At 73.1% G+C, this 21,695-nt stretch carries 18 protein-coding genes; 9 read left to right on the forward strand and 9 right to left on the reverse strand.

Annotation, left to right across the window (positions count from 1 at the left end):
* Positions 1 to 36 precede the first annotated feature (36 nt).
* The 3 genes from ACH4XV_RS18195 to ACH4XV_RS18205 form a co-directional block, all read right to left on the reverse strand.
* Positions 37 to 846: a PaaX family transcriptional regulator C-terminal domain-containing protein gene (locus ACH4XV_RS18195; protein WP_380010080.1), complete on the reverse strand. Its 810-nt coding sequence runs from the start codon at positions 844 to 846 to the stop codon at positions 37 to 39.
* Positions 847 to 883: 37 nt separating this feature from the next.
* A complete protein-coding gene (locus tag ACH4XV_RS18200; RefSeq protein WP_395790905.1) occupies positions 884 to 2,536 on the reverse strand; it encodes an AMP-binding protein in 1,653 nt (550 codons plus the stop codon).
* A gap of 147 nt (positions 2,537 to 2,683) precedes the next feature.
* Positions 2,684 to 3,136 carry a PaaI family thioesterase gene (locus ACH4XV_RS18205; RefSeq protein ID WP_395790907.1) on the reverse strand — a complete coding sequence of 151 codons (453 nt, stop codon included), beginning with the start codon at positions 3,134 to 3,136 and terminating at the stop codon, positions 2,684 to 2,686.
* 95 nt (positions 3,137 to 3,231) lie between these two features.
* Here ACH4XV_RS18205 and ACH4XV_RS18210 point away from each other — a divergent pair, with 95 nt between their 5' ends.
* A complete protein-coding gene (locus ACH4XV_RS18210; RefSeq protein ID WP_395790909.1) occupies positions 3,232 to 3,705 on the forward strand; it encodes a hypothetical protein in 474 nt (157 codons plus the stop codon).
* A 115-nt stretch (positions 3,706 to 3,820) separates the two neighbouring features.
* Entirely contained in the window at positions 3,821 to 4,912 is a 1,092-nt protein-coding gene (locus tag ACH4XV_RS18215; RefSeq protein WP_395790911.1) for a Gfo/Idh/MocA family protein, read from the forward strand.
* Between the two features lie 13 nt (positions 4,913 to 4,925).
* Here the strand turns inward: ACH4XV_RS18215 and ACH4XV_RS18220 are convergent, their stop codons facing one another.
* From ACH4XV_RS18220 to ACH4XV_RS18230, 3 genes are all read right to left on the reverse strand, one after another.
* Entirely contained in the window at positions 4,926 to 5,558 is a 633-nt protein-coding gene (locus ACH4XV_RS18220; RefSeq protein ID WP_395790913.1) for a hypothetical protein, read from the reverse strand.
* Positions 5,559 to 5,695: 137 nt separating this feature from the next.
* Entirely contained in the window at positions 5,696 to 6,706 is a 1,011-nt protein-coding gene (locus ACH4XV_RS18225; RefSeq protein ID WP_395790915.1) for a phosphotransferase family protein, read from the reverse strand.
* Positions 6,707 to 6,951: 245 nt separating this feature from the next.
* A complete protein-coding gene (locus ACH4XV_RS18230) occupies positions 6,952 to 9,093 on the reverse strand; it encodes a heavy metal translocating P-type ATPase (RefSeq protein ID WP_395790917.1) in 2,142 nt (713 codons plus the stop codon).
* 172 nt (positions 9,094 to 9,265) lie between these two features.
* Here ACH4XV_RS18230 and ACH4XV_RS18235 point away from each other — a divergent pair, with 172 nt between their 5' ends.
* A complete protein-coding gene (locus ACH4XV_RS18235) occupies positions 9,266 to 11,995 on the forward strand; it encodes a hypothetical protein (protein ID WP_395790919.1) in 2,730 nt (909 codons plus the stop codon).
* Positions 11,996 to 12,215: 220 nt separating this feature from the next.
* Here ACH4XV_RS18235 and ACH4XV_RS18240 read toward each other — a convergent pair whose 3' ends face one another.
* On the reverse strand, positions 12,216 to 12,644 hold the full coding sequence (locus tag ACH4XV_RS18240) for a DUF5709 domain-containing protein (RefSeq protein WP_395790921.1): 429 nt from the start codon (positions 12,642 to 12,644) through the stop codon (positions 12,216 to 12,218).
* Between the two features lie 129 nt (positions 12,645 to 12,773).
* Between ACH4XV_RS18240 and ACH4XV_RS18245 the strand changes: the two genes are divergently transcribed.
* The 5 genes from ACH4XV_RS18245 to ACH4XV_RS18265 all read left to right on the forward strand — a co-directional run bounded on the left by ACH4XV_RS18245 (position 12,774) and on the right by ACH4XV_RS18265 (position 15,256).
* Positions 12,774 to 13,034, forward strand: a complete 261-nt coding sequence (locus tag ACH4XV_RS18245) for a hypothetical protein (RefSeq protein WP_395790923.1) — start codon at positions 12,774 to 12,776, stop codon at positions 13,032 to 13,034.
* A gap of 221 nt (positions 13,035 to 13,255) precedes the next feature.
* Positions 13,256 to 13,534 (forward strand): hypothetical protein, encoded by a 279-nt coding sequence (locus ACH4XV_RS18250; RefSeq protein WP_395790925.1) that lies wholly within the window; start codon positions 13,256 to 13,258, stop codon positions 13,532 to 13,534.
* A 90-nt stretch (positions 13,535 to 13,624) separates the two neighbouring features.
* Positions 13,625 to 14,287 (forward strand): nitroreductase family protein, encoded by a 663-nt coding sequence (locus ACH4XV_RS18255; protein WP_380010113.1) that lies wholly within the window; start codon positions 13,625 to 13,627, stop codon positions 14,285 to 14,287.
* 135 nt (positions 14,288 to 14,422) lie between these two features.
* Positions 14,423 to 14,950, forward strand: a complete 528-nt coding sequence (locus ACH4XV_RS18260) for a hypothetical protein (protein ID WP_380010116.1) — start codon at positions 14,423 to 14,425, stop codon at positions 14,948 to 14,950.
* 75 nt (positions 14,951 to 15,025) lie between these two features.
* Positions 15,026 to 15,256 (forward strand): hypothetical protein, encoded by a 231-nt coding sequence (locus tag ACH4XV_RS18265; RefSeq protein ID WP_078974389.1) that lies wholly within the window; start codon positions 15,026 to 15,028, stop codon positions 15,254 to 15,256.
* 152 nt (positions 15,257 to 15,408) lie between these two features.
* Here the strand turns inward: ACH4XV_RS18265 and metK are convergent, their stop codons facing one another.
* Together metK and coaBC are read right to left on the reverse strand one after the other, a co-directional pair.
* Complete coding sequence (gene metK, locus ACH4XV_RS18270; protein ID WP_395790927.1) at positions 15,409 to 16,602, reverse strand: methionine adenosyltransferase; 1,194 nt, start codon at positions 16,600 to 16,602, stop codon at positions 15,409 to 15,411.
* 234 nt (positions 16,603 to 16,836) lie between these two features.
* Entirely contained in the window at positions 16,837 to 18,045 is a 1,209-nt protein-coding gene (gene coaBC / locus ACH4XV_RS18275) for a bifunctional phosphopantothenoylcysteine decarboxylase/phosphopantothenate--cysteine ligase CoaBC (RefSeq protein WP_395790929.1), read from the reverse strand.
* Between the two features lie 207 nt (positions 18,046 to 18,252).
* Here coaBC and ACH4XV_RS18280 point away from each other — a divergent pair, with 207 nt between their 5' ends.
* The gene (locus tag ACH4XV_RS18280; RefSeq protein ID WP_395790931.1) at positions 18,253 to 21,684 is read left to right on the forward strand and encodes an SCO7613 C-terminal domain-containing membrane protein; all 3,432 of its coding nucleotides are present in this window, start codon (positions 18,253 to 18,255) and stop codon (positions 21,682 to 21,684) included.
* The last annotated feature ends 11 nt before the right edge of the window (positions 21,685 to 21,695 follow it).

Genomic DNA, 21,695 nt, shown 5'->3' on the forward strand with positions numbered 1-21,695 from the left:
TGAGGCCGAACAGCCCGGCCGCATGGCGCGGAGGCGTTACACCTCGCGTACGTGGACCCCCGCCCCCTCCGCCAGGAGCGAGTGCAGGGACAGGAACACCTTCCGCGCCTCCACCGCGTTCCAGTCCGCCGGCAACAACTCCGCCGGCAACCCCGGGTCCAGATACGGCAACCGCCGCCACTGGGTGAGCATCGGCACATAGGCCCGAAACGCCTCCCCCGGCGAAATCACCGCCCGCCCCCCAAGCTCCGCCGCAACCGGCCCATACGCGTCCGTGAACAGCGCGTACTGCTCCTCGATCGCCTCGAAGTCCCACCACTCCCCGACCGCCTCGCCGAGCCGCGTCGCACTGGCCGCATCCCCCGTGAACAGGTGTACGTAGTCCGCCAGTTCAACCCGCTCCAGCGTCCGCCGAGCGTCCTCCAACAACCGCGCCGGCGCGATCCACACCCCCGGCGACACATTGCCGAACCCCAGCCACGTCAACCGCGACCGCAACTGGTGCCGATGCGCCCGCTCCGACTCCGGCACCGAGAAGATCGCCAGCACCCACCCGTCCGACAGCCGCGCCGGCTCCAGATTGCCGAAGATCCGCCGGTCGCCCTCGTCGAAGATCGACTCCATCGCCGGACTCAGCCGATAGCCGGTCCCCTCCCGCCGCTCCTGGATGAGCGTGCCGCGCTTCTTCAGCCGCGAGATCGCCGACCGCACCGCCGGTGCGTCCACGCCGAGTTCGCCCATCAGCACGATCAGGTCGGCGATCGAGATCCACCCGCCGAGCCCACGCACGAACGCGCCGTACACGGTGTTGATCAGGGAGCTGGGCCGGGCCGAGGTCTCCGCCATGGTCGCCTTCCTCGCGGAGTCTGGTTCGGCGGTGATCCTATCCGGGCGCAGGCCCCGCCCCGGCGACCGGCGTACCCTCGGCCGCGCGCCGCCGCAGTTCCCCGCGCCGCAGCTTGCCGGTGTTCGTACGCGGCAACTCGTCCACGAACTCGACCAGACGCGGGTACTTGTACGGCGCCATCGTCTGCTTCACGAACCCCTGCAACGCCCGCGCCGTCGCCTCGTCCGGGCTCACCCCGGGGTGCAGCACCACATATGCCTTGACCACCAGCCCCCGCCGCACATCCGGCGCCCCGACCACCCCGCACTCCGCGACGTCCGGATGCGTACCGAGCACCGCCTCGACCTCGGGCCCGGCGATGTTGTACCCGGAAGAGACAATCATGTCGTCACTACGCGCCTGATACCAGAAGTAACCATCCTCATCCCGCACATACGTATCACCGGTGATATTCCACCCGTCACACACATAATCCACCTGCCGAACGTCATCGAGATAGCGACACCCCGTCGGCCCCTTCACCGCCAGCTGCCCCGGTGTCCCGTCCGGCACGGGCGAGCCGTCCGGCCCGAGCACCACGGCCCGAAAACCCGGCACCGGCAGCCCGGTCGCCCCCGGCCGGATCGCATCGTCGGCCGCGGAGACGAACACGTGCAGCAGTTCGGTGGCGCCGATCCCGTCGATGATCCGCGTCCCGATCGCGTCGTGGTACGCCTGCCACACCCCGACCGGCAACGCCTCCCCCGCCGACACGCACCGCCGCACGCCCGCGAGCAGGTCGACGAGCCCGGCGCCGAGGATGGCCCGATACGCGGTCGGCGCGGTGAACAGTACGGTGACCCGCCGCTCGGCCACCACGGCCGCCAGCTCCTCAGGTGTCGCCCGCTCCAGGAGCAGCGTGGCCGCGCCCACCCGCAGCGGGAACACCACCAACCCACCGAGCCCGAAGGTGAAGCCCAGCGGCGGCGTCCCGGTGAACAGGTCGGTCGGCTCGGGCCGCAGCACATGGGCGGAGAACGTATCGGCGATCGCCAACACGTCCCGATGGAAGTGCATCGTCGCCTTGGGCCGCCCGGTCGTCCCGGACGTGAACGCGATCAGCGCCACGTCGTCGCACGCGGTGTCGACCGCCTCGAACACGGTGCTCTTCGCGGCGCAGCGGGCGGCCAACGTACCCTCCCCCGCGCCGCCGTAGTCGACCACGCGCAGTCCGGGGGTGTCGGCGGCCTCCAGCTCGGCGGTGAAGCGGTGGTCGCACAGGGCGACGACGGGTCGGGCGATCCGGTGGATGGTGTCGAGTTCGTGCGCGCGCAGCAGCGGCATGGTGGTCACCACGACCGCGCCGGCCTTCAGCGCGCCGAACCAACTCGCGACCAGCCAGGGGTTGTTGGGACCGCGCAGGAGGATCCGATGACCGGGCAGCACGCCCAGGTCCTCGGTCAGCACGTGCGCGATCTGGTTAGCGCGGGTGAGCAGGTCGCCGTACGTCCAGGTCTCCGTCGCGGTGACCAGGCACCGCCGTTCGGCCCCGAGTCGGGCGATGGTGTCGTCGAGCAGGGCCGAGGCGCAGTTGAGCCGGTCGGGATAGCGCACCTCCGGCACATCGAAGACCAGTTCGGGCCACTGCTCGGCGGGCGGCAGCCGATCCCGGCAGAACGTGTCGACGTGCGCGGAGGGACGGAGCTGCATGAGGGCACCTCATCCTGTTGCCATCGTGACGACAGTCAACGGTACGCGACACCCGCGCGGGATGACATCCCCTCGGCACACCCGCAGCCGCCTCGGCCCACCACCCCATCAGCCCATCACCCGACGGCCCGACCACCCGCCCCACCCTCAGGCCGACCCCCCGTTCACCACCAGCACCGTGCCGCGCCCGATCGCACAGACCGTCTCGGTGCCATCCTCCGCGCACATGATCAAGGTGCAATCGCACACCGCCTGCCGCCGCCCCGCATGCACCACGTGCGCCTCGGCCCGCAACATCACCCCCTGCGCCGGTCGCAGGTACTGGACCTGGACACTGCCGGTCAGCACCGCCGCCCCCAGCGTGCTGCCCGCGGCGAACGTGATCGTGTTGTCCGCCGCATACGCCAGCACGCCGCCGTGCAAGTAGCCGTTCTGCTGCCGGAGTTCGTCCCGCACGTCGACCTCCAGGACGGCCCGCCCGGCGCCGAACCCGGTAACCCGGGCACCGACGAGCCGGCTGAACGGCTGGGCCGCGAGCACCTTCTCCGCGAAGTCGAGCCCGAGGGGGCCGCTCGACGGGCCGTCGGGGGTGTCGGTCATGGCGCTAACCACCGTTCGTTCGGGAGCCGGATGCCCGACCATCGATATCAGAGTCGGCCCGCCCGCCACCGTGCACCCTCGGGCACAATCGGGACGTGTTCGAACTGCTGCCGGGCGTGGGCGTGGTACTGCCGCGCGGCGCCGGCATGTTGCGCTTCGGGATGAGCGAGCAGCGGGCCCAGTGGACGTTGTCCACGGTCTTGGACGTACGCGCCTACTGGTCCTGCGCCGGCACCCGCTACCACGACGACGGCCACCGGAGGTTCTGGAGCTTCGGCGGCTCCCTGGGCACGCTGCGCGTGGACGTGACCGGCTCCGAACACGGGTGCCGCACCATCGCCTTCGAACGACTGCCGGGCACGACGACGGATCCGGTGGCATGGCGGGACGTGGACCTGTTCGGGTATCCGGCCGGCGAGGTCGAGGCGGCGCTGCCGGGGGCGGCGGAGCGCGAGCGGATCGGGCTGCTGCTGGACCCGCCCGCCGCCGGGTCGGCCGCGTCGACCGACGACCGGCCGACCCGGGTGCGCCTGACCACCGAGGACGTGTCGGCGTACCGCCCCGGCTGATCACCCCCACCCGCCGGATGCGCTTCGTCACACGGCACCACGATGGCGAATTTGGACAGCTTCCCTTACCGTAGGCCCCCGTTTCGGCCCGGCCCACAACAAGGAGAGCGACGTCATGGCGCAGGAAAAGCTGGGTGTGGCGATCGTCGGGACCGGATTCGGGTGCATCACCCACCTGCCGGCGTTCCGGGACGCGGGCTTCGAGGTACGCGCCCTCGTCGGCCGGGACCCCGCCCGCACCGCCGAGCGCGCCGAGCGCTTCGGCGTCCCGCACGCGTACACCGACCTCGACGCGGCGCTCGCCCTCGACGGCGTGGACGCGGTGAGCGTGGTCACTCCCCCGCACACCCACGCCGAGATCGTGCTCGCCGCGATCGCGGCCGGGAAACACGTGGTCTGCGAGAAGCCGTTCGCGAGCGACGCGACCCAGGCGGCCCGGATGCTGGCCGCCGCCGAACAGGCGGGCGTGGTGCACCTGTTGGGCACCGAGTTCCGCTGGCAGTCGTCCCAGGCGCTGCTCGCCCGGCTGATCGCCGCCGGTGCGATCGGCGAACCCCGGCTCGCCACCTGGCTGTTGCACATCCCGGTACTGACCGGCCCGGCCGCCGAGGTGCCCGCGTGGTGGGGTCGGGCCGAGGACGGCGGCGGCTGGCTCGGCGCGCACGCCTCGCACTGGATCGACCAGATCCGGCACACGCTGGGCGAGTTCGAGGGGGTCAGCGCCGGCCTGCCGCTGGTCGCGGATCGGCCGGGGCAGAGCGCGGAGGACACCTTCAATGTGCGCTTTCGCACGGTGACCGGAGTGGAGGGCACGCTGCAGAGTTCGGCCGGGGTCTACGGTCCGCCGCTGATGACCACGCGCGTGGCGGGCACGCACGGCACGGCCTGGGTCGAGTTCGACGACGTGTGGCTCGGCGACGCCGGCGGCGACCGCCGGGTGGACATCCCCGAGGACCTGGCCAACCCGGACCCGATCGCGCCGCCGTCCGACCTGATGCACACCGCGTACGACCTGCTGCACTCGATGGGCATCGACCGCGCGCCCTACGCCCGCCTGGCCGGCACCTTCGCCGCGCTGATCGCCGGCGACCCGATCCCCGACCACCCGCGTCCCGCCGACTTCGCCGACGGCGTGGCCGGCCAACGTGTCCTCGACGCGATCCGCGCCTCCGCCGCGTCGGGCGGCGCGTGGGTGGCCTGCGGCTGAGCGCGCCCGCGGCTCAATCGCCCCGGGTGTGCGAGTTCAGTGGAGTCGGGTGGGCGTGATGCAGCGCGGCCAGGCCGTACAGCACCCGTACGTCCGGCCAGTCGACCTCGACCCGGTACCGGTTCTCGAAGTCGTCGTCGAAGAAACGGAACACGTCCGCTCCACCGCGCGTCCACCGGGTCTTGATCGGCATCCGGGGAAACTCGCCGCCGAACAGGATGGCCGCCGCCATCACCGCCCACACCGGCGAGAACAACCACCACCAGCACCAACCGACCACCTCGCCCTTGACCGCGTACAGCGGTCCCCCGTCGGGCAGTTCGACGTGCCACGAGGTCCGCCGCGGGGGCAGCACACTCCCGCGGCGACGGGTGACCCGCCCCAGCGGCTCACCCGCCGGGCCGAGGATGCGGTAGACGGCCCCTGTGTCGTCGGCCGACTCGGTCTCGACCGTGATCGCGGCCGACTCGCGCCGGGGGTCGGCCCACAACGTCAAGTGCCGCCAGTCCTTGTGCCGCCCGCCCCCGTCCGGCCGGGCGTCGTCGATGTACAGCAGGTCCTCGAAGCTGTCGTGCCGCGCGGAATCCCGCCGCATCCCCAGCGCCGAACCCCGCCAGACGTCCTCCGGCAACTTACGAAGCGCCATCGAACCGTGCCGTCCCCGTATCCCGAACACGGCACCTCGCGCGACACCGACCGCAGACCTCATCCGCTCCCCCGAAAAGCCCCGACGACCCGCGCCGACCCGATGGCGACTCCATGGCGCCAGACGGATGGTACGGCCTACGGAATCGTTCGTTCCGACCGGAGCGGGTGGTCGAACCGATCGAGCAGCAGGGCGAGATACCTCTCCAGCCGAGCACCCAACAGGTCGGATGTCAGGTCCGCCCGTCCCGCCTCCCGCCACGGCACCGCCACCTTCTCCGCGTCCGGGGCGAACGCGAGCGCGTCGAGCAGCCGCCAGTACAGGTGGTCCGCCGGATCATCGGCGAGCCGACCGCCGGCCGCGAGGTAGGCGGCGGGGAAGCACATCCCGACGGCGGGCCCGTGCAGCAGGGCCAACGCGGTCGAGCAGTGCGCCACGTCCAGATCGGGCGGTCCCCACGAGGTCTCGACCCAGTCGACCACGCCGGAGATCCGCACCTCGGCGCCGTGCCCGGCGAACAGCACATTGCCCGGATGAAAGTCGCGGTGCAGGAAACACCCCTGGTACGTGGGTGGTTCCCGGCGGATCAGCTCCACCGCCCGACGCCAGACCCCGGCCCGGCCGGTCGCGACCGGCACGCCCACCCGCTCCGGCGCGGTCCAGGCCTGATAGTCCCGGGGCCGGGTGTCCTCGGTGACCGGCACCGCATGAATCGCCACCAATTGCCGGGCAAGCAGGCCGATCCGCGCCGCCGCGCCCTCCTCGCCCAGCCGAATCCCCCCCGGGAGCAGCGACATCAGCAAAGACGGATGGTCGCAGTACGCGCCACGCGCGTCCACCGCCAGGCAGCGCGCCACCGGGACGTCGATCGCGGCATCGACATCGGCGAGCAGTGCGAGGATCGCCGCCTCCCGAGCCAACAGTGCCTCGGCGTGCCGGAGAAAGAACGGTTTCACGAACGAGCGCAGTACCAGGGCCCGTTCCCCTTCGCCCCCGACAACCCGCAGCCGCCGCATGACCGACGTCCACCCACCGATGAGCCGTTCGGCCGCCACCACCCGCTCGCCCGCCGGCAACGCCCGCTCGACCCACGCCCGCGTGGCCTGCCACTGCGCCGCGTCGCCGCCGCCATCCCCGTCGCCGATCACGCCGGGAGCCTAACGCGTGTCTTCAAACCCCCGTCGGGCTCCGCGACGCCCGGCACCGCACCTCGCCGCCTCGGAGAAACAGGCGAATGGAAACCACTATGCACCTGCTTCTCCGGCACGCCCCGATGCACGGCATCCGCCCTTCGGGCTCCTCGCTGCGCCCACGCCGCGGAGCCCGACGGGGTTTGAAGACACGCGCTGGGCCCTCCGACCGAAACGGCCACCGCATCACACGGGCCGTGGGCTCACACCTCCAATGCCTCCGGGCGCAGGTCCAGCCGGCGCAACAGCTGGGCGTTGAGGGCGACCACGACCGTGGACAGGCTCATCAGGATGGCTCCCACCTCCATCGGGAGCACCACGCCCGCCCAGGCCAGGACGCCGGCGGCGAGTGGGACGGTGACGATGTTGTAGCCGGCCGCCCAGACCAGGTTCTGCCGCATCTTGCGGTAGACCGCGGTGGACAATCGGCGTACGCCCAGCACCGCGCGGGGGTCGTCGGAGGCCAGCACCACGCCCGCCGACTGCACCGCGACGTCCGTGCCCGCACCGATCGCGATGCCGACGTCGGCCCGGGCCAGCGCCGGGGCGTCGTTGACACCGTCGCCGACCATGGCCACCCGCAGGCCCCGGGACTGGAGTTCGGCCACCTTGGCGTCCTTGTCGCCGGGCAACACCTCGGCGAAGACCTCGTCCACCCCGAGCTCTCGGCCCACCCGGGCGGCCACCTGGCGCGCGTCCCCGGTGAGCATCCCCACCCGTACCCCGGCCGCATGCAACTCCCGCACCGCGTCCCGGGATTCGGGCCTGATCTCGTCCTCCAGGGCCAACGCCCCGACGACCTCGTCGTCGGCCGACACGTACAACACCGCCGCGCCGCGCCCGACCCACTCGTCGGTGGTCGCCGCCACCTCGTCGGGCACCCGGCCCCCCGTCTGGCGCAGCTGTGCGGGCCCGCCGACCCGGACTCGGACGCCACCCACGTCCGCCTCGACCCCGCGCCCGGTCATCGACCGGAACCCGGTCGCGGCGTCCGGCCGCCCGCGCTCCTCGGCGGCCCTTACGATCGCCCGGGCGAGCGGGTGTTCGCTCTCCCGCTCGGCCGCACCGGCGAGCAGCAGCACCTTCGATTCGTACCATCCGGGCGCCGCGACGGCCCCGGTCACCGCCGGCGCGCCGCGCGTGAGGGTACCGGTCTTGTCGAACAGCACCACGTCGACGTCACGCATCCGTTCCAGCGCGATGCGGTCCTTGATCAGGATGCCCTGCCGCGCCGAGAGTTCGGTGGAGATCGCGATCACCAGCGGGATGGCGAGGCCGAGCGCGTGCGGGCAGGCGATCACCAGGACGGTAACCGTACGCTCGATCGCAGATCCGCCCTCGCCGAGCAACGACCAGGCGAGCAGGGTCAGTACGGCCGCGCCCGCCGCGTAATAGAACAGCAGCGCCGCCGCCCGATCGGCCAACGCCTGGGCGCGCGACCGGGATTGTTGCGCCTCGGCGACCAGCCGCCGGATCCCGGCCAGTTGGGTGCCCTCGCCGGTCGCGGTCACGGTGACCCGTACCGCGCTGTCCATCGCCACCGTGCCGGCGACCACGGTGTCCCGCACTCCGCGCGGCACCGGCCGGGATTCGCCCGTGATCATCGACTCGTCGAACTCGGCGGCGCCTTCGGCGATCGTCCCGTCCGCCGGTACGCGCCCACCGGAACGCACGAGCACGGTGTCGCCGATCTCCAGTTCGGCCGCCGGGACGCGCTCGAACTCCCCGCCCGGTCCCACTCGTTCCGCTTCGTCGGGGAGCAGTGCGGCAAGCGCGTCCAGGGCTCCCGAGGCGGCGCCGAGGGCCCGCATCTCCAGCCAGTGGCCGAGCAACATGATGTCGACCAGCAGGACCAGTTCCCACCAGAAGTCCAGGTCGTGCGAGGCGATCTCCAGGGTGGAGGCCCAGGACGCGCCGAACGCGACGGTGATCGCCATCGCGATCAGGGTCATCATCCCCGGCTGCCGCGCGACCAGTTCGTCGCGGGCGCCGGCGAGGAACGGCCATCCGCCGTAGCCGAACACGACGGTGCCGAGCAGCGGCGGAATCCAGGAGGATCCGGTGAACGAGGGCTCGTGGTAACCGAGTACGTCCGCGAGCATCGGGCTCAACACGAGCACCGGGACGGAGAGCAGCAGACTCAGCAGAAACTTCCGCCGAAACATCTCGGTGTGACCGGCGTGCCCGCCATGCCCCTCGTGCCCCTCGTGCCCGGCGCGCTCGGCGTGCCCACCACCATGCGTGCCGGGACCCACCCGCCCCGCCCCGTCGGCGAGTTCCGCGTCGCTCGGACCCCCGTCCCGGCTCGCATGCTCGTCCCGGTCGATCCGCCCGCGCTCCATCATGATCCCTTCCCTCGACTCCTCGGCCGCCGCCAATCCGTCACATATACCACCCAGGGGTATATAAAACCCCGACCGACCCGCGCTGATTCCTTGTGATTCCGACAGAACCGTCCGCATCTCGGGCCCGCGGCGGTATAACCAGAGACCAGCCCCTCTCCCCCGGGAGGCCAAAATGGTGCGTCAACCCCGGTCCCGCAGCGTCGACTGGTTGTGGTGGGCGACCTCGTCGGGTGAACTGCAGCCCTTCCTGGACCATCCGGACCACGATCAACAGGAGATAGCCCGGGAAAAGTCGGCGGTCGCCGTACAACTGGCCCGCCTCGGCGACCCACTCGTCGACTGTCTGGCGGCAATCGCCCCCGACGTCCTCGCCGATGCCCTGTGGCGGTTGCCGAACCCCACCCGTACCGACACCCTGCGTGCCCTGCGGGTGCCGCCCGCCCGGCGCCCCACCCCCGCGATCGCGGAACACGCGCTCAAGCGGCTGCGCAAGCAGACCGCGAGCGTGCGCGGCTACACCGCCCAGGTGGTCACACTGCCCGTACTGCGGGTGTTACTGCCCGCGACTCTCGACACCGACCCGGACGCCCTGGACGGCGAGATCCTGGAGAGTCTGAAGACCTCGGGGTTCACCCCCGACCTGGTCCGGCTCACCGCGCTCGCCGACTGGGGCTTCAGCTGCCAGGCCGCCGCGCTGCTGCGTCTCGCCCTCACCGAGGCCGATCTCGCGCTGCCCGGCTGGCCCGCCGACGTGATCACCGACATCGTGGCCGCCTGCCGCCGGTTCGAGGAGTTCTGCCGCAACCGGATGTGTGGCGGCGAGGAACCCCCGTCCCCGCTGCGCTCGCTCGACGACGCGCTCGGCCGGGCCCGGGCCGCCGCCGACTCGATCACCGCCGCCGTCGCGGCCGGTCGGGCCCCGGAGGACGCCGACCTGACCATGCTCACCCACGTGGGCCCGGCGTTGACCGAGGCCCGCGAGGCGGTCGGCGCGCTGGTCGGCGCCGACCCGGACACCCTGCCCGAGGACCGACCGGGCCTGGCCGCCACGATCACCGCGCACGAAGCCGCCGTACACGCTCGCGAACTCGCCGACGTGGACCGCTTCCGACAGCTGGCCGGCCCACCCGCGCACGAGCCGGCGATCAACGAACTCCGCGAGCTGGCCGCCGACCTGAGCGAGCGTCACGAGAGCTGGGAACCGGACGACCGACGCCGCGTGTGCGCCCTGGCCGATCTCGGCGCGCTGATCGACGCGATCGCGGCCGACCGGGACGACGGCGTGGACGAGCTGGCCGAAACGGTCCGCCCCCACCTGCCCGACCCGACCATCGTCAACGCCGCGTTACGCGGCCGGTTGTCCTGGCACCGGACATCGGACCCCACCCCGAACACCGAGGCCGAGACCGAGGCCCCCTCCGAACCGGCCGGCGACGCCGAAGAGCCGCCAAAAGCCCCGCCCCCGGCAGCCGACACCGCGTCACCCGAAACGGAGGACACCCGGGAGGAGCAGGTCGACCCGGTCGAGCGAGACGAGAAGGCCGCATCGGGCGCCGGCACGAACGAGACGACGGCGCAGCCCGACGAACCCGAGCACGCCGAGGGGACGGGGCAGCCCGGCCGAACCGGCCGGGCCCCACAAAGCGACTCCGCCGACCCAGGGCCCACGACCGCCCCCGACCCCGGATCCGTCGCCCTGCTCGGCGAGCTGATCGGTCGCGGTGACTACGCCTCCGCGCACGCCCACGGCACCGACGATCCGGAACGCCTCTCCGCGCTGCGCGCCCTCGCCCTCGCCGACGGCGCGCGTTCGGACACCGGCGCGCTCGCGATGTCGCTGCGGGACGAACTCGACGAGATGGCGATGCGCTCGCCCAGCCACGACCGGGCGACCCAGCTGCTGACCGTGGCCGCCGCCGCCCGCGCCGCCGTGTTGTGTGGGCACAGCACGTACGGCCTGCTCCAGGAGGCCGCCGCCGGCCTGAGCGACCTGCCCGCCGTGGCCGGCCTGTCCCGACACATCGCCACCGGCTCCGCCCAGGGCCTGCTCGGCGGCTCGCGCAACCTCGGCGCCCTGGCCGCCCTGGCCGAGGCCGAGGCGGGCGCCGCGACCTGTGCCGCCGACGCCGCCGAGGCCCTGCGGCATCCGCGCCACCTGCGCTTCCCGCGCGCGACCTCGATCGCCCAGCTGTGGTGGCGTCCCGAGGACGGCCTGCTCGGTCGCATGTTGCGGCTCGCGGGCGGCAACGACCGGCGCGATCTGGAGGAGGTCGCCGAGACGTTGCGCCGGCTCACCAAGCATCACGAGCTGGAGAACCGGCTGTCCGCGATCGACGAGGAGTTCCGCAACGGCAAGGGCCACCGCCTGGAGGGCCCGGCCCGCCGGCGACTGCTCGAATACGCGCGCGAGTCGCTGGGCACGATCGGCCGCTGGGTGGACGCGATGCGACGGGTGGTCGAGACCGAGGCGGAGGCCGAGTCGTGGATCGCCGGCCCGCTCACCGATCTGCGCCACACCCTGATCGCCGACCGCCCCGACGCCGAACGCGAACTCGCCGACCTCGCCGCGCACACCGGCGACCCGGTCGTCGCCGGCGCCGCCCGAGCCGCCGCCGCCAGCCTGGCCGCAACCCTGGACCTCCTCGACGGGCGTCCGCTCACCGGCCCCGAGCCCGCCCCCGCATCGATCCTCGGCACTCCTCCGGAGCCCGCCACGTCCGCGGACCACCCCACAGAGCCACCACCCACATCCGCACCCCTCCCCCGAACAACCGTCGACCCCGGGCTCGACGAAACCCCGCCCACGGGACTGGCCGCGGCCCGAATACCACCCCGCCCCACCGACCCCCCACCGTCCGACCCGACCGCCGCGACCCACCTACTCCCCCCGGACGCCCACTGACCCGCGAGGACGCCCGGGCCGACCAGCACACAACCCCGAGCCCGCACCACACCGAGCACGCACGTCCGGGCCCGCGCCCCCATCAGGCGCAACCCACCCCGGGCCCACACCACATCCGCACCACCGCACGCGGCCACACCATCGGCCCCAGGGGTCCGCCCACCCTTGGCTCACCGATCACCGACCCCGGCCGCCCGCGCGCAGCCGTCCACCGGCGGCCCTACGGGACCTCTTCCTCCGGGATGATGTGCATCGCCGCCTCCTCGGCCCCGGCCGCGCCGCCGTCGATGCCGACATCGCGGGCGATCGCCTCCGACTCGGTGTCCTCGTGCGCGCCCTCGTCCGCCGCGACCAGCCGGCCCGCCCTGGGATCGGGGCCGCCCTCCCACTCGTCCGACACCGCGTCGTCGTCGGCGATGTCCGGCTCCTCCTCGGCCAGCAGCTGGTCGAGCGATTCGCCGCGTCGGGACTCCTCGGGCGTATTGCCGTACCGCTCCGCCGCCGACCAGCGGTCGGGCGGCACGATCCCGGTGTCGAGCGGGTCGTACGACAGGTCGTCGGTGGACAGTGTGTCCTCGGGGCCGAGGACACCGTCGTCGCCGGGAGTGTCCGGGGAATCCTCGACCGGGTCCCACGTGTCGTCGCTCATGGCCTGCCACCTTCCCTGATGTGCTCGTGCCCGCGTGCCCGGGACACAACCCTGTCCCCGGCGATCCGAGTACGGTGCCCAGCGTCCGCCGGTTCATTCGAACCTGTCCGGCGACGCCCCCGCCTGGTGGTGCGCGGCGGCACCGCGGTCGACCTGGAGGTGGTAGCGACCCCCGGCCGCGGCGCGGCGATCGGCTGGGGCAATCGCGACACCATGGCCGGCGCGATCCGCATCGCGAACTGCGCCGACGGCACGAACGTCGCCGGCGAACCGGCCTGGGTCGCCTTCGCCGGCGGTTTCCACGTCGACCGCCCCGGCCGCGTGACGCTGATCGTGCGCTCGCGCGGCCTCCGGACCGGGGCCCACGTCCCGGTCGGCGCAGACTGCTGAGCGGACCACACCCGTCCGGCCGGTTGGAGACGGCTCGCGCATCCATGGCTTACGGCCCACCCGAGCGCTCGTTCCAACGAAGTAGGCGGCTTCACCCGTCTCATGCCTGAGGCTGATTTTTCCTGACGGATTTGGACGATCTTTGACCGCCGGCGCAGGGTGGTCCCGGGGGTCAGGGACGGAAGGCCCGGTCCTGCACGGCCGGGGAGGGAGCGGACACGATGCACGAGGCAGCGAACGGGATGCACGAGGCGCAGACGCGCGAGACGAACCGCGACGATTGGCGGACCCTGCACACCGGGACCCGGGAGTCGGCGGCCCGAGCGCTGCGCGCCGACCTGCTGCACGCGGGCATCAGCGAGGCCGACCTGTCCCGACGGGTGACCGAGGCCTGGGCGGGCTCCGTGGTGACCGTCGCGAGCACCGGCCGGCAGTTCCGCGTCACCCGCACCGTCGCCGCCGCGCCGACCGTCTCACTGGGCGACCGCGGATCGAACTGACCGGACGGGGCCGCCCGAAGCCGAGACGGTCCGAGACGATCCGAGGCGGGACCTTCCACCGCACCCCCCTGCCGTGCTGTGCTGTGCGCCATGGTCGATGAACCCACATACCCCACGGTTCCGCACCGGCACCGAGGCGTCCCCGCTCACGAGGCGGAAGCCCGCAGCCGTGCCTTCCACGACGTGATGGCCGAGCGTCGAACCGTCCGCGACTTCTCGTCCCAACCGATCCCGGACAACGTGGTCGAATGGGCGATCCGTACCGCCGGCACCGCGCCCAGCGGCGCGAACGTCCAGCCCTGGCGCTTCGTCGTGCTCACCGATCCCGAGCGCAAGCGGCGGCTGCGCGAGGCCGCCGAGCAGGAGGAGCGCGAGTTCTACGCACATCGCGCGTCCGAGGAGTGGTTGGCCGCGCTCGCCCCGATCGGCACCGACTGGCACAAGCCGTTCCTGGAGGACGCGCCGGCGGTGATCGTGGTGTTCGAGGTGCACAAGGGACCCGACTCGCCGCGCCCGTACTACACGAAGGAGTCGGTCGGCATCGCCGTCGGCCTGCTGCTCGCCTCGCTGCACCAGGCCGGACTGGCCACGCTGACCCATACGCCGAGCCCGATGCGCTTCCTCAACGAGGTGTGCGACCGCCCGCCGGAGGAGCGCGCCGCGGTGGTCATCCCGGTCGGCTACCCGGCCGAGGACGCGCGCGTCCCCGACATCCACCGCAAGCCGCTGGACCAGGTCCTGGTCCGCCTCTGACCGCGGGCGCGGTCCGGTCCGAACCATCCCCGGGAGCCCTCGGCGCGACCCGAACACCTGCGCCGAGGGCCGCCCCTCTGCGATCCTGAACCGGCACGTTCGGGTCCGGATCAGCCGTACGAACGGGGGGCGTTGATGAGTGTCGTCGCGGGAAAGATCATCGACGAATCGATCGTCGTGGCCGCCGACTCCCAGGTGACCTGGGGCCAGGCCAAAACCGAGGGCACCAAGCTGTACAAGATCGGCGAGAACCTGATCTTCGGCGGTGCCGGACTGTTGCGCGACATCAATCTGATGCGCCTGTTCCTGGACACGCACACCCCGTCGTCCGCCGAGGAGCGCGACGTCCTGGAGTTCTACGCCGAGTTCGTCGAGTGGGGCAAGCGCAAGCTGTCCAGCTTCGAGCCCAAGTCGGAGTTCATGTTCGCCTTCGACGGCAAGCTGTTCGAGACGGGCGGCGACTTCGACGTCTTCTACTACGACTACGGCGCGATCGGCTCGGGGTGGGAGTACGCCCGGGCCGCACTGCACCTGGGCCACACCCCCACGCAGGCGGTCGGCGTCGCGTGCGACCTGACCATCTTCTGCATGCCGCCGGTGACCGAGTTCCGCATACCGCGCCATCCGCAACAATCCGCCGGTCGGGAGCACGAGGCCATCTGAGGACGATCTTCCGTGGGGCCCGCCGCAATCCGGAGCTAACCCTGTGTTTACGTGGACTCTCGTAAGCTCTTGCACATGTCCGAACAGCCCATCCCGGCGGACCTGATCGAACTGCAACGCGCGCGTGACGCCGCTTACGAGGCGATCGCCCGATCCGCGGGGCAGGTGTCCGAACACGAGCTCGCCCGCCTGTGGGCCGCGGCCCACGACGCGGTCGCGGCCCTGCACGCCCATCCGGCGATGATCACCAACGCCGACCGCACCCACCTGATGACCCGCCTGCGCCGCGCCGCCCAGGCCGCCTGACCCACCGGCGCGTCCCCGGCCATCGCCGCCCGAGGACGCAGCCGGCGCACCGCGGCCACGCTCGGCGCCGAGCCCACAAACGCCGCCGGCCGCGACGCCGACCCCCGAATGGGTCGGTGTCGCGGCCGGCGGCGCGCGAGAAATCCCCGGGCTCAGAGGCCCGCGGCGGCCTTGAGCGCGTCCACGCGGTCGGTGCGCTCCCAGGTGAAGTCCGGGAGGTCGCGACCGAAGTGGCCGTAGGCCGCGGTCTGGGCGTAGATCGGGCGGAGCAGGTCCAGGTCGCGGATGATCGCGGCCGGGCGCAGGTCGAACACCGTGCCGACGGCGGCCTGGATGGTCTCCACCGGCACCGCCTCGGTGCCGAAGGTCTCCACGAACAGGCCGACCGGAGCGGCCTTGCCGATCGCGTACGCGACCTGCACCTCGCAGCGGCGCGCCAGTCCGGCGGCCACCACGTTCTTGGCCACCCAGCGCATCGCGTACGCGGCGGAGCGGTCCACCTTCGACGGGTCCTTGCCGGAGAACGCGCCGCCACCGTGGCGGGCCATGCCGCCGTAGGTGTCGATGATGATCTTGCGGCCGGTCAGCCCCGCGTCACCCATCGGGCCGCCGATCTCGAACCGGCCCGTCGGGTTGACCAGGAGCCGGTAGCCCTCGGTCTCGATGCCCAGGCCGCTCAGCTCCGGCTCGACCACGTATTCGCGGATGTCCGGCGCCAGCAGCGAGTCCAGGTCGATGTCGGCCGCGTGCTGCGAGGAGACCACGACCGTGTCCAGGCGGATCGGCCGGTCGCCGTCGTACTCGATGGTGACCTGGGTCTTGCCGTCGGGACGCAGGTAGGGGATGGTCCCGTTCTTGCGCACCTCGGCCAGGCGCTTGGACAGCCGGTGGGCGAGCGTGATCGGCAGCGGCATCAGCTCGGGCGTGTCGTCGCACGCGTAGCCGAACATCAGGCCCTGGTCGCCCGCGCCCTGGCGGTCCAGCTCGTCCTCGTCGCCGTCGACCCGGTTCTCGTACGCCGTGTCGACGCCCTGGGCGATGTCGGCCGACTGCGCGCCGATGGACACCGAGACACCACAGGAGGCGCCGTCGAAGCCCTTCTTCGAGCTGTCGTAGCCGATCTCCAGAACGCGCTCGCGCACGATCGTGGGGATGTCGGCGTAGCCCTGGGTGGTGACCTCTCCGGCCACATGCACCTGACCGGTGGTGATCAGCGTCTCGACGGCGACCCGACTCTTGGGGTCTTCCTTGAGGAGAGCGTCCAGGATGGAATCGCTGATCTGGTCGGCGATCTTGTCCGGGTGACCTTCGGTCACGGACTCAGAGGTGAACAGGCGGCGGGACACATCGCTCCCTGGGGTTGCAGCGGCTGCTGGCTCTGACAAGTGGGCCCGACCATCCCGACGAGTCCGCACCGGAAGGCACGGACGGGAAGGAACGGACGGGTCCACCGAAATGCTGGAGCCGAGTTTATCCCCCCGACCCCCGCAAGCGGGCGGGGTGCCCCCCGAGAACATGGGCGTGGCGTTGCTCACTTTGTGTCAAATTGCAGCCATCAAGCGTAGGGATCGACCGGCGAACTAGCCGAAACGGGACACGACGAGGTCCCAGACGACCTCCGCCAAGTCCTCCTTCGGGCCGTGCGGAACGGGTGTCTCGGCGCCGTCGGCGGCCAGGATCACCGCCTCGTTGACATCCGTGCCGAACGTCAACTCCTCGCCCACCCGGTTGACCACGAGCAGGTCGCACCCCTTGCGCGCAAGCTTGGCGCGCCCGTTGGCGAGTACGTCGTCGGTCTCTGCGGCGAAGCCGACCACCACCTGGCCGACGCGGGCCCGGTCCCGGGAGATCTCGGCGAGGATGTCGGGATTCTTCACCAGCGCGATCGGCTCCGGCTCCGCGTCGGTCTTCTTGATCTTGCCGCCCACCCGGTTCGCCGGGCGGAAGTCGGCGACGGCCGCGGCCATCACCACGCAGTCGGCGTTCTCGGCCGCCTTGGTCACGGCCTCACGCAGCTCCACGGCGGTGCCCACGTGCACCACGTCGGCGCCCGCAGGGTCCGGCAGGCCGGTGTTGGCCTCGATCAGGGTGACCCGCGCGCCGCGGGCGATCGCGGTGCGGGCCAGCGCGTATCCCTGCTTGCCGGACGAGCGGTTGCCGAGGAAGCGGACCGGGTCCAGCGGCTCGCGGGTGCCGCCGGCGCTGACCACCACGTGCCGTCCGACCAGGTCGGGCGCGGTGACGCCGCGGGCCAGGGCGCGCCGGACCACCTGGAAGATCTGCTCCGGGTCGGGCAGTCGGCCCTTGCCGGTGTCCTTGCCGGTCAACCGGCCCACCGCGGGCTCGATCACGATCGCCCCGCGTCGGCGCAGCGTCGCGACGTTGTCGACGGTGGCCGGGTGCTCCCACATCTCGGTGTGCATCGCGGGCGCGAACACCACCGGACATCGCGCGGTGAGCAGCGTGTTGGTGAGCAGGTCGTCGGCCAGCCCGTGGGCGGCCTTGGCGAGCAGGTCGGCGGTGGCGGGCGCGACCACGACGACGTCGGCGCTCTGGCCGATCCGTACGTGCGGGACTTCGTGCACCGCGTCCCAGACCCCGGTGGCCACCGGCTGCCCGGACAGCGCCGACCACGTGGCCGCGCCGACGAAGTGCAGCGCGGACTCGGTCGGCACGACCCGGACCTCGTGGCCCGACTCGGTCAACCGGCGCAGGAGTTCGCACGCCTTGTACGCGGCGATGCCGCCGGCGACGCCGAGGACGACGCGGGGTCGGGGTCCGCTACTCATCGCTGCTCCTGCTCCTCCGACGCGGCCGGCCCGGGTGCGACCGGCACGGCGAGCCTACGTCACGGCCCGCGACGGCCCGATCTCGCCTCGCGCGGGCCGGTGTTGCGGCCGCGATGCCGGGCGGGATCTGAGTACGAAAGCGGATGTCCCGCCGGGAGTGCGCTGCCAGCATCGGTGGCCACGAACCCACCGGGGGAGACGACGTCGATGCTGAACGAACAGGTCCTGGACGACCCGACACGGTGTCCCGGCTGTGTGGTGCATCTGGACGAGCCGCGCACCGAGCGCTGCCGGCAGTGCGCGATCCTGCTCACCGGACCGGCCGCCGATCAGCTGTGGCAGATCAGCGTGTCGGCCGCACGACTCCTGCGCCAACGCGAGGCCCTGCTGACCCGGATGCGGGCGGAGGCGCGGCGGACGCGGCACACGCCGGCGCCGGCGCGGCCGACACCGGCGGGCGCGCCGACGGCCGTCGCCCCGGACCCGGCGCTCCCGGCCCAGCGCACCCCGGCGCCCGCACCGGCGCCCGCAGCCGCGCCGACGCCGGCTCCGGCGCCCGTCGGTCGGGTCCGGCAGAGTGCCGAGGTCGGGCGTCGTCGGGTCGCCCGGATCGTGCTGGGCTCGGGTGTGCTGCTCGTGGTGCTGGCCGCGCTGGTGTTCGTGGCGGTCACCTGGAACCACACCGGGACGGCGGGTCGCGCGCTGGTGATGGGGCTGGCGCTGGTCCTGGCCGCGGCCGGCACCGGGCTCGCCGAGCAGCGCGAACTGCCCGCCACCGCCGAGGCGATGGCCGCGCTGACCGTGGCGATGGGACTGCTCGACGGGTACGCGGCGTGGACCGCCGACCTCGCGGGTCTGCGCAGCGGGGACGCGCTGCTCGTGTCGGCCGGCACCCTGCTCGCGGTCGGCGGCGCGGCGGCGCTCGGCTCGCTGGTCGCGCCGCTGCGCGCGTTGCGGATCTCCGCCGCGCTGCTGTTGCAGGGGCCGCTGCCGCTGGTGATCGCCTGGTTCGGGGTGGAGCGCGGGTCGCTGCTGCCGCTCGCGATCGGGCTCGGGGCGCAGGCCGCGGTCGATGTCGCGCTGCTGCGCCGGACCTACTCCGACGCCGCGCGCGGGTTGCGGATCGTGGCCGAGGTCGGGGTGCTGTGCTACTGGCTGGCCGCGGTCGGGCTGACGCTGGACGAGGGCGCCGGCGGGGCACCGGCGGGCACGATGCTGGCGCTGGCCGCGCTCGCCGGCGGTATCGCGTACACGCTGCGCGAGGCGCCGGTGGTGCGGCATCTGGCGTCGGGGAGCGCGATGGTGGGCGCGCTGGCGGCGGCCGTGCTGCTGCTCGCGTCGCTGCCGGGGCGCGACTCGGGCGAGTCGGACACCCCGGTCGCGTGGGTGGGCGTGGTGCTGCTCGCGGTGGTCCTGGTCGCGATGGCGCCGCTGTTCGCGGTGCCGCGCGAGTTCCGGGCCGGGCCGCTCGCGGTGCTGGTGCCGCTCACCGTGGTTCCGGCGTTCTGGGTGGCCGCGGCGCCGCTGGTGGCCCTCTTCGGTCCGATGACCTGGCTCGGCCGGCCCTGGAGCCTGTACCCGGTCGACGCGCATGCCCGGGACGCGCTCCTGTCCGGCACCGCCGGCTGGAGCTTCGGCGCGGCGCCGCTCGCGCTGCTGCCTCTGGCGGCGCTGACCGGGTTCACCGCGCTGACCCTCCTGCGCGGCCGGCCCGGTGCGACCACGACCCGCGTGATCGGCGCGATCGCCGTCGGGGCGCTGCCGGTGGTCGTGCCGCCGGCGCTGGACCTGCCGCTGTGGGCGGCGCTCGGCTGGCACGTGGCGGTCGCGATCGGGTGGGCCTGCGCGGGGCGGGTGCGGCCGTGGTTGCCGCTGCTCGCCCTGGGCCACGGTGTGCTCGCCCTCGTGTGGGCGACGGCGTACTGGCAGACGTCGATCGTGGTCTGGGCCGTGGGCGCCGCCGGCCTCGCGCTGGTCGCCGTCCTGTCACCGGGACGCCGCGCGAGCGAGCCGAACGCGGCGCCGCCGCCGGCGGATTCCACGCCGACGAGCGAAACGAACAACTCGGATGAACCAGCACAAAAAGGCGTCGACTTCTACAAAAAACCACAAACGGCTCCATCAGCCGCACCCGCCGGCATCCGCCCTGCCCCAGGCTCCGACTCCGACTCCGGTCCCAATCCCGCCCTCGTCCTGCGCGTGCCCATGCGCCGGCTCGTCCGTCCGCTCGCGGCCGGGGCCGCGCTCGCCCTCGCCCTGTCCGACGTGGCGATGGCGACCGGGCACGCGGGCATCCGGACCACGCTGGTCGCTCTCGCCCCCGCCGTGCTCGGCGCGCTGGTCGCGCTGATCGCGGTCGCGCTGCGGCCCACCGCGCGGACCACCCGGGCACTGACCCTGGTCGGCGGCGTCGGCTGGACCATCGGCGGCCTGGTCGCGGCCCGCGCCCCGGGCCCGTTGGCCGTCGTGCTCGCCGCGGGCCTGGCGGTGTGCCTGGTCGGCGCGCTCCGCGACCGGCCGGTGCCGCGCACCGCCTGGGCCGCGGTCGCCGCGCTGTGCTGGGTCGGCGCGAGCGCGGCCGGCACGGCCGCCTTCGGCGCGGATCGACCCGCCGTGGCAGTCGCCGCCGTGCTCGCCGCCGCCCTGCTGTTCCCGCTCGCCGCCACGCTCGCCGGCCCCCTTGCCTGCCCGTCCCCGATCGTGCTCGCCGTCGAGGCCGCGGCGGGTACGACCCTGTTGGTCGCGCTGTCGGCCGGCGCGCCGACCTCGCCCGTCGCGTTGGCCGTCGCGACGGCGGCGGCCCTGTGCGGCGCGCGGTTCGGCCACCCGGCGCTGCGGCCCGTCTGGCCGCCCGCCGCCGTCGTGCTGTTCACCGCGACGGTGCCGGCCGGGCTGTACCGGCTCGACGCGTCGAACGGCGCGACCGTCCTGGCCTCGGCCGGCACGGCGATGCTCCTGTACCTCGCCGGCGCCCGGCTCCCCCGCCTCGGCATGGCCGTCCCGATCGCCGCCGCCGCGGCCGTGTGCGCCGCCGGCACCGCGACCCTGTCCGTGGCCCCCGAGCTGATCTGGCTCGTCCTGGCCGGGGCCGGCCTCACCGCGCTGACCACCCCGGCCGGGCCGCTGCGTGGGCCGGCCCGGATCGCCGCGGTGCCGCTGCTGTTCGTCGCCTACTGGGTCCGGCTCGCCCTGTTCGACGTGCCCCATCCGGAGGCGTACACCGTGCCGCTCGGCCTCGCCCTGCTGGTCGAGGGGCTGCGCCGGCGGCGGGCCGATCCGGACACCACCTCGTGGGCGGCCTACGGCGCTCCGCTGGCGATGTTGCTGCTGCCCTCGTTGCCGCTCGCGGTGGGGCAGGGCGAGCCGATCCGGCCGAGCCTGCTCGGGATCGCCGCGATCGGCACGCTCCTGGTCGGTGCCCGATTCCGGCTCCGGGCGCCGCTGTTCCTGGGCGCGGGAGTGCTCGCGATCATCGGTCCGGTGCACTTGGTGCCGCATCTGGCGCCGGTGTACGACGCAGTGCCGCGCTGGGCGATCCTCGGCACGGCGGGGCTGCTGCTGATCGTGGTCGGCGCGGGCTACGAGCGCCGGGTCCGCGACCTCAAGCGGCTGCGCCGCGCGGTGGGCCGGCTCAGGTAGGCCGGGGTCCG

The organism is Embleya sp. NPDC020630 (assembly GCF_044334985.1).
Classification (GTDB): Bacteria; Actinomycetota; Actinomycetes; order Streptomycetales; family Streptomycetaceae; genus Embleya.